This window comes from Saccharothrix deserti, from assembly GCF_009769385.1.
In the GTDB taxonomy this organism is placed as follows: domain Bacteria; phylum Actinomycetota; class Actinomycetes; order Mycobacteriales; family Pseudonocardiaceae; genus Actinosynnema; species Actinosynnema deserti.
This window is the reverse complement of record NZ_VKAB01000017.1, coordinates 310,319-316,706: the sequence shown is the minus strand read 5'-3', so window position 1 is coordinate 316,706 and position 6,388 is coordinate 310,319. Positions and strand designations below refer to the sequence as shown.

Annotated in this window: 7 protein-coding genes; 3 read left to right on the top strand and 4 right to left on the bottom strand. The window is 68.0% G+C overall.

Translation table 11 applies throughout. The features are described 5' to 3' along the window. Nucleotides 1–257: 257 nt before the first annotated feature. Nucleotides 258–1,451, bottom strand: a complete 1,194-nt coding sequence (locus FM051_RS28255) for an amidohydrolase (protein ID WP_158848546.1) — start codon at nucleotides 1,449–1,451, stop codon at nucleotides 258–260. A gap of 20 nt (nucleotides 1,452–1,471) precedes the next feature. Then, entirely contained in the window at nucleotides 1,472–2,344 is an 873-nt protein-coding gene (locus tag FM051_RS28250) for an aldose 1-epimerase family protein (RefSeq protein WP_158848544.1), read from the bottom strand. 56 nt (nucleotides 2,345–2,400) lie between these two features. Between FM051_RS28250 and FM051_RS28245 the strand changes: the two genes are divergently transcribed. Together FM051_RS28245 and FM051_RS28240 are read left to right on the top strand one after the other, a co-directional pair. Further along, complete coding sequence (locus tag FM051_RS28245; protein ID WP_158848542.1) at nucleotides 2,401–2,955, top strand: TetR/AcrR family transcriptional regulator; 555 nt, start codon at nucleotides 2,401–2,403, stop codon at nucleotides 2,953–2,955. Further along, a complete protein-coding gene (locus FM051_RS28240) occupies nucleotides 2,952–3,737 on the top strand; it encodes an MBL fold metallo-hydrolase (protein WP_158848540.1) in 786 nt (261 codons plus the stop codon). The genes FM051_RS28245 and FM051_RS28240 overlap by 4 nt, the downstream gene beginning before the upstream one ends. A gap of 4 nt (nucleotides 3,738–3,741) precedes the next feature. On the opposite strand, the gene FM051_RS28235 is transcribed toward FM051_RS28240, so the two are convergent. Next, nucleotides 3,742–5,124 carry an APC family permease gene (locus FM051_RS28235; RefSeq protein WP_158848531.1) on the bottom strand — a complete coding sequence of 461 codons (1,383 nt, stop codon included), beginning with the start codon at nucleotides 5,122–5,124 and terminating at the stop codon, nucleotides 3,742–3,744. A gap of 71 nt (nucleotides 5,125–5,195) precedes the next feature. After that, on the bottom strand, nucleotides 5,196–5,450 hold the full coding sequence (locus FM051_RS28230) for a hypothetical protein (protein ID WP_158848529.1): 255 nt from the start codon (nucleotides 5,448–5,450) through the stop codon (nucleotides 5,196–5,198). Between the two features lie 93 nt (nucleotides 5,451–5,543). On the opposite strand from FM051_RS28230, the gene FM051_RS28225 reads away from it, so the two are divergent. Then, on the top strand, nucleotides 5,544–6,383 hold the full coding sequence (locus FM051_RS28225; RefSeq protein WP_158848528.1) for a helix-turn-helix domain-containing protein: 840 nt from the start codon (nucleotides 5,544–5,546) through the stop codon (nucleotides 6,381–6,383). Nucleotides 6,384–6,388: the final 5 nt, after the last annotated feature.

Here is a 6,388-nt window from a genome sequence, read left to right as displayed (position 1 = left end):
AGTGGAACCCGGCGGCACCCCGGCCGACAACGGGCCACCTCGACCATGCCGAACACCGGAAGGAGGACCCGCAACAGCCACCGGTCCCAGCCTCAAGCCGGGCCGCCACCCACACGAAAGATCCGGGCTAACCCGAGAATCGAACCTCCAGAGCCCGAGAGTCGAACGCTCAGGACCCCTGAGTTCTACATTCGGAACGTAGAACTCAGGGGTCCTGGAGGTTCGACTCTCGGCACCTGAGCGTTCGACTCTCGGGGTTAGGGCTCGGTGTAGAAGGCGTTTGTGACGATTTCTTCGCCGTTCTCGTAGCGGTAGACCTCGCGGCCCTCCACGAACACTTTCAGCGCACGGCTCATCACGTCCAGCGGGTCGCCGGACCAGATCACGACGTCACCGTCGAGACCCGGCTGAAGCGAGCCGACGCGGTCGTCCAGGCCCATGATCCCGGCCGGGTTCGTGGTGATCGACTCCAGCGCCGTCTTCCGGTCCAGGCCTTCCTTCACCGCCAGCGTCACCTGGTGCACCAGGAAGTGGATCGGCACCACCGGGTGGTCGGTGGTGATCGCGATCCGCACGCCCGCCCGCGCCAGGATGCCGGGGTTGCGCAACGACCGCTGCCGCACCTCGACCTTCGACCGGCTGGTGAACAGCGGCCCGATGATCACCGGGATGTCGCGCTCCGCCAACAGGTCCGCGATCAGGTGCCCCTCGGTGCCGTGGTTGACGATGAGCCGGTAGCCGAACTCGTCCGCCAGCCGCAACGCGGTCGCGATGTCGTCCGCGCGGTGGCAGTGCTGGCACCACGGCAGCTCGCCGGAGAGCACCCGGGCCAGCACCTCGGACGTGGAGTTCCGCTCGAACGGCCCGTCCGCCGCGTCCCGCTTCTCCACGTAGTCCTGGGCCTTGGTGAACGCGTCCCGGATCACCGCGGCCACGCCCTGACGGGTGGACGGCAGCTTCTTCTGGTCCCCGTACACCCGCTTCGGGTTCTCGCCCAACGCGCTCTTCACGCTGACGGGGTTGCGCACCAACATCTCGTCGGCCGTACGGCCCCAGCACTTCACGGCCACCGTCTGGCCGCCGATCACGTTGCCCGACCCCGGCTTGATCACCGCGGTCGTGACGCCGCCGGACAGCGCGTCGGCGAAGCCCTGGTCGGCGGCGTTGATCGCGTCCAACGCACGCAGCCGCGCGCCGTTGGGGTCGGTCATCTCGTTGGTGTCCTGCCCGGCCCAGCCCTCGCCCTCCTCGTGCACACCGAGGTGGCCGTGGGCCTCCACGAAACCGGGCAGCACCCAGCCGCCCGCCGCGTCCACGACCGGGACGCCGTCCGGCACCTCGACGTCGGTGCCGACCGCGACGATCTTCCCGTCCTGGATCAGGACCGTGCCGCCCTCGACCGGCTCCCCGGCCACCGGAACGACGTACCCACCCGTGATTGCGACGTTCATAGTTAGCGACGCTAACGGACCTACGCGAGAGGGCGCAAACCCCAACGGCCGGCCCACGATTCGCCCGGCTCCAGCCACAGCAGGTCGATCCCGCTGTTCAACGCGTCCGGCGGGCACGTCATGGGCTCGATCGCCACCGCGCGACCCCGCCCGGGGAAGTTGTCCGGCGTGTAGACCTGCACCCACTTGAAGTCCGGGTCCGCCCACAGCTCGACGCCGCCGCCAGGCCCGCGCAGCACGTGCCGCACCAGGCCGTCCACCGGCTCGCAGCCGCCGAACGCCGTGTCGAGCTTCACGCCCGCCAGCAGGCGTGCCACGCGGAAGTCGTAGTCGCCCGACACCGGCTCGGCCGGGCCGTTCGGGATCATCGTGCCGGGGTCGACCGGCAGCACGGTGGTGGCGGCCAGCGACATGGACGTCTCGTCGGTCAGCGACTCGCCCGCCCGCGGGTACGGGTGGGTGCCGACGCCGAACGGCGTGCGCGCTTCACCGACGTTCGTGACGCCGTGCGAGACGCTGAGCCCGTTCTCGTCCAGGGCGTAGGTGATGGTCGTGCGCAGCAGCACGGGCCAGCCGAAGCCCGCCACGGCCGCCTCCATCGACAGCAGGCTGCCGGTGTGCTCGACGACGTCCCACACCACCCGGCGCACCAGGCCGTGGATGGCGTTGCCGCGGGCCGGCTCGCCGATTTCGAGCTGCTGCTCCACGCCGTCGAGCGTCCACTTCCCGCCCGCCGTGCGGTTGGGCCACGGCACGAGCACCGCGCCACTGCCCATGGGCGGTTCGTCGTCGTACGTCTCGACGTACGGCACGCCGCCGACCTCGTAGGACTTCAGTCCCGCACCCTCGGGTGCGATGACGGCGCGTGCCGCGCCGTGGGCGATCTCCAGCATGGGTCGAGAGCGTATCCCCTTGACCTAGTTACTAGACCGGTCTCTATAGTAAAACCATGCCAAGACGGACCGACACCCGACAGCGCATGGTGCGCACCGCCGCCGAGCTCTTCCGGGCGCAGGGCTACCACGCGACGGGTCTGAACCAGGTGCTGAGCGAGGGCGGGGCGCCCAAGGGCTCGCTCTACTTCCACTTCCCCGGCGGGAAGGAGCAGCTCGCGGTGGAGGCGGTCGGGTTGGCGGGCAGCGACCTCCGTGACGCCCTGACCGCCGTGCTCGCCGCCGAGCCCGACCCCGCGAAAGCGCTCTCACAGGCGCTGGAACTGCTCGGCCGGCAGCTGCTGGCTTCGGACTTCCGCAGCGGGTGCCCCATCGCCACGGTGGCGTTGGACGCGGCGGCGGACAGCGAACCGATCCGCGTGGCGTGCGAAGAGGTCTACACGTCGTGGCAGGCGGTCATCGCCGGGCACGTCGGTGACGAAGACCTGGCCACGGTCGTGCTGGCCGCCATCGAGGGCGCGCTCCTGCTCGCCCGCACCCGCCGTTCGCTCGACCCCCTGCACGCCGTCGGCGCCCGTCTGGGCGCCCTGCTGGGAAGGCCCACGACATGAAGGTGCACCACCTGAACTGCGGCACCATGCGCCCGTTCGGCGGCAGGCTCGTCGACGGTCGCGGCTCGTACTTCCACCGCGCCGAACTGGTGTGCCACGTGGTGCTGCTGGAAGCGGACGACGGCCTGATCCTGGTCGACACGGGCTTGGGCCTGGACGACCTGCGCGACCCGAAAGCCACCCTGTCGGCACAGTACCGGCACGTGAGCCGGCCGGTGCTCGACGAGCGGGAAACCGCGCTGCGCCAAGTGGAAGCGCTCGGTTTCTCGGCGGACGACGTGCGGCACATCGCGTTGACCCACCTCGACGTCGACCACGCCGGCGGGCTGCGCGACTTCCCGTCCGCACGCGTGCACGTGCTCAAGGAGGAGTTGGACGACTCCGCCAATCCCCGCTACTCCCCCGGGCAATGGCGACACGCGGACTTCGTGCCGCACGAGCCGACCGGCGAGGAGTGGTTCGGCTTCCGGGGAGTCCGCGAGCTGCGCCCGGACGTGCTGCTGGTGCCGTTGATCGGGCACACCCGCGGCCACACCGGGGTCGCCATCCGGGTCGAGGACCGGTGGTTGCTCCACGCGGGCGACGCGTACTTCTTCCACGGCGAGATGAGTGCCCCGCCGCACATCCCATCCGGGCTGAAGTACTTCCAGGACAGGGCGGAGACCGTTCGCGGGCTACGACTGTCCAATCAGGACCGGCTGCGCGAGGTGGCCGGCCAGGTGGACGTGTTCTGCGCCCACGACCCGGTGGAGCTGCGGCAGAGGCAGCCCCACCGGGTCTGACGGCTTACTTGGACAGCTTGGCCGGGTCGAAGGTGACCTTGCCGTGCACGAGCCGGTTGATGATCCACAGCACCACGCCGGCGGCGAGCAGGTAGAGCGCGATCTCGTAGTCCGCCGACGCCCGCCCCGACAGCGGGCTGGCCAGGTACGCGCAGGTGAGCGCGCCCAGCACCGGCACCCACGTCGGCGCGCGGAAGTGGTTGTGCTCCGCCTTCTCCTTGCGCAGCACCAACACCGCGACGTTGACGATGGTGAAGACGATCAGCAGCAGGAGCGCCGTCGTGCCGCCGAGCTTCGCGATGTCCGTGGTGGTCACCAGGATGATCGCGACGCCCGACGTGAACACGATCGAGATCCACGGCGTGCGGCGGAACGGGTGCACCGTCCCGAAGACCTTCGGGATGATCCGCTCGTTCGACATGCCGTAGATCAGCCGGCTGGCCATCAGCATGTTGATCAGCGCCGAGTTGATGACCGCGAACAGGCCGATCAGCGAGAAGATCCACAGCGGGAAGCCCGGCGCACCGACCGTCACCACCCTCAGCAACGCCGACGACCCGGCCGTGGCCAGTTCATCGGCCGGGATGAGCAGCGAGGACGTGATCGCGACCAGCACGTAGATGATCGCCGCGATGACCATGCCCCACAGCATCGCGCGCGGGAAGATGCGGACCGGGTCGCGGCACTCCTCGGCCATGTTCACCGAGTCCTCGAACCCGACCATCGCGAAGAACGCCAACGCGGTGGCGGACGTGACGGCCACCAACGCGCTCTGGCCGGGCGCCGGGTCGACCTGCGTGAGCCGGCCGGGGTCGCCGTCGCCGGCCAGCACCGCGTAGATGCCGATCGCGATGATGATCACCAGACCGGACAGCTCGATGCAGGTCAGGACGACGTTCGCCTTGACCGACTCCGAGACGCCCCGGAAGTTGATCAGGGCGAGGCCGATGATGAACACGATCGCGACCGCCGTCGCGGACACGGTGAACGTGTCGGAGAAGAACTCCTTGATGACGGACTGGAGGTAGGTGCGCCCGAACGCGAGCGCGGCGGAGGACGCCGAGGTGATGCCCGAGCTCATCACCGCGAACGCCACCATGAAGGTGAGGAACTGGATCTTGAACGCGCGGTTGGTGTAGAGCGCGGCGCCGGCCGCCCTGGGGTACTTGCCGACGAGTTCGAGGTAGCTGAACGCGGTCAGGAACGCCACCACGAACGCGATCAGGAACGGCAGCCACAGCGCGCCGCCGATCTTGCCCGCGACGTTGCCCGTGAGGGCGTAGATGCCGGTGCCGAGGATGTCACCCACCACGAAGAACAGCAGCAGCTTCGGGCCGATGGCCCGCTTCAGTTCCGGTTGCGCCGGTGCGCTCGTCGCTTCCGCCATGCCGAGTGAGTGTGCCGGATCACAAAGGGGCGGGATAGTGGAATGCGCACACCTTGGGCAAGTCTTGATGTTCAGGTAACGGCATCGACCCGCACCTCGGCCCGGAGATCGGCTTCGGCTTGTGCGATGGCCTCGTCCAAGGCGTCCCGGAACGCCGCGATCTGTGGCGCTTCAAGCCGAACGGTGTCCGAGCCCGACGGCAGGAACAGATCGATCCCGCCCCGCTGCACTTCGATGGTGAACACGTCCTCCTTGTCGGAGTAGCACCGCAACAACCACTCGCGCTTCGGCAAGGTCACTTTGATCATCGGTTCTGGATCACCCATGGGGTAGATGATGCAAGCTTGCGCTCATTTGCTCAATTACCCGATAGAGTGAGCATGCTTCCGATAGCCGCGTCGCACCCCTACGTTGATCACATGCCACGTCGTTCCGAAGCGTCAGTCCGTTCCCGCCGCCTGGCGATCACGTTGCGCAAACTGCGCCGCGCCACCGGCATGACCGGGGCCGATGTCGCCAAGGCGGTCGAGATGTCCGCCAGCAAGATCAGCCGGGTGGAGAGTGCCGAGAGCGGGATCTACCTCGATGACGTCGAGAAGCTGCTCGACTTCTACGGCGTCACCAAGAAGCAGCGAGTGTATCTACTGGATCTGGCCCGCCACGCCGAGCAACGCGGACTGTTGCGCGTAAACAACGCCCACTTTCCCGAGGACTGGCAGACCTGGGCCGACTTCGAGGACGAGGCCAGTGCGCTGCTCAACTACAAGCCTCTGACGATCCCCGGCCTTCTTCAGACCACCGAGTACGCACGGCAGATCATCTGGGCGACCGGCCACGGCCTCGATGAGGATCAGATCGAAACGCTGGTCTCCAGCCGGATGGCCCGCCAGGGACTGCTCACCCGCAGCAACCCGCTCCAGCTGCACGCGATCATCGAGCAGGCCGTCTTTGATCGCCCATTCGGCGACCCGCACGTGTACTCCCGCCAGATCCGCCACATCGTGGACATGTCGGAGATGCCGAACATCACGGTCCAGGTGATGCCGACCGAGGCCGGGTTGCACCCAGGCCTGAACGGCGCGTTCGTGATCTTGAAGTACGACGACGACCCCAGCCTTGTGCTGCTGGAGAACAAGATTGCCAGCCACTTCCTGGACGAGCCCAACCAGATCGAGCTGTTCGAGGACACCTGGGGCGTCCTCCGCGACGTGGCCTTCAGCGTCGAGGAGACGGCGGCTTACTTGAAGGGACTTACGTGAGATCA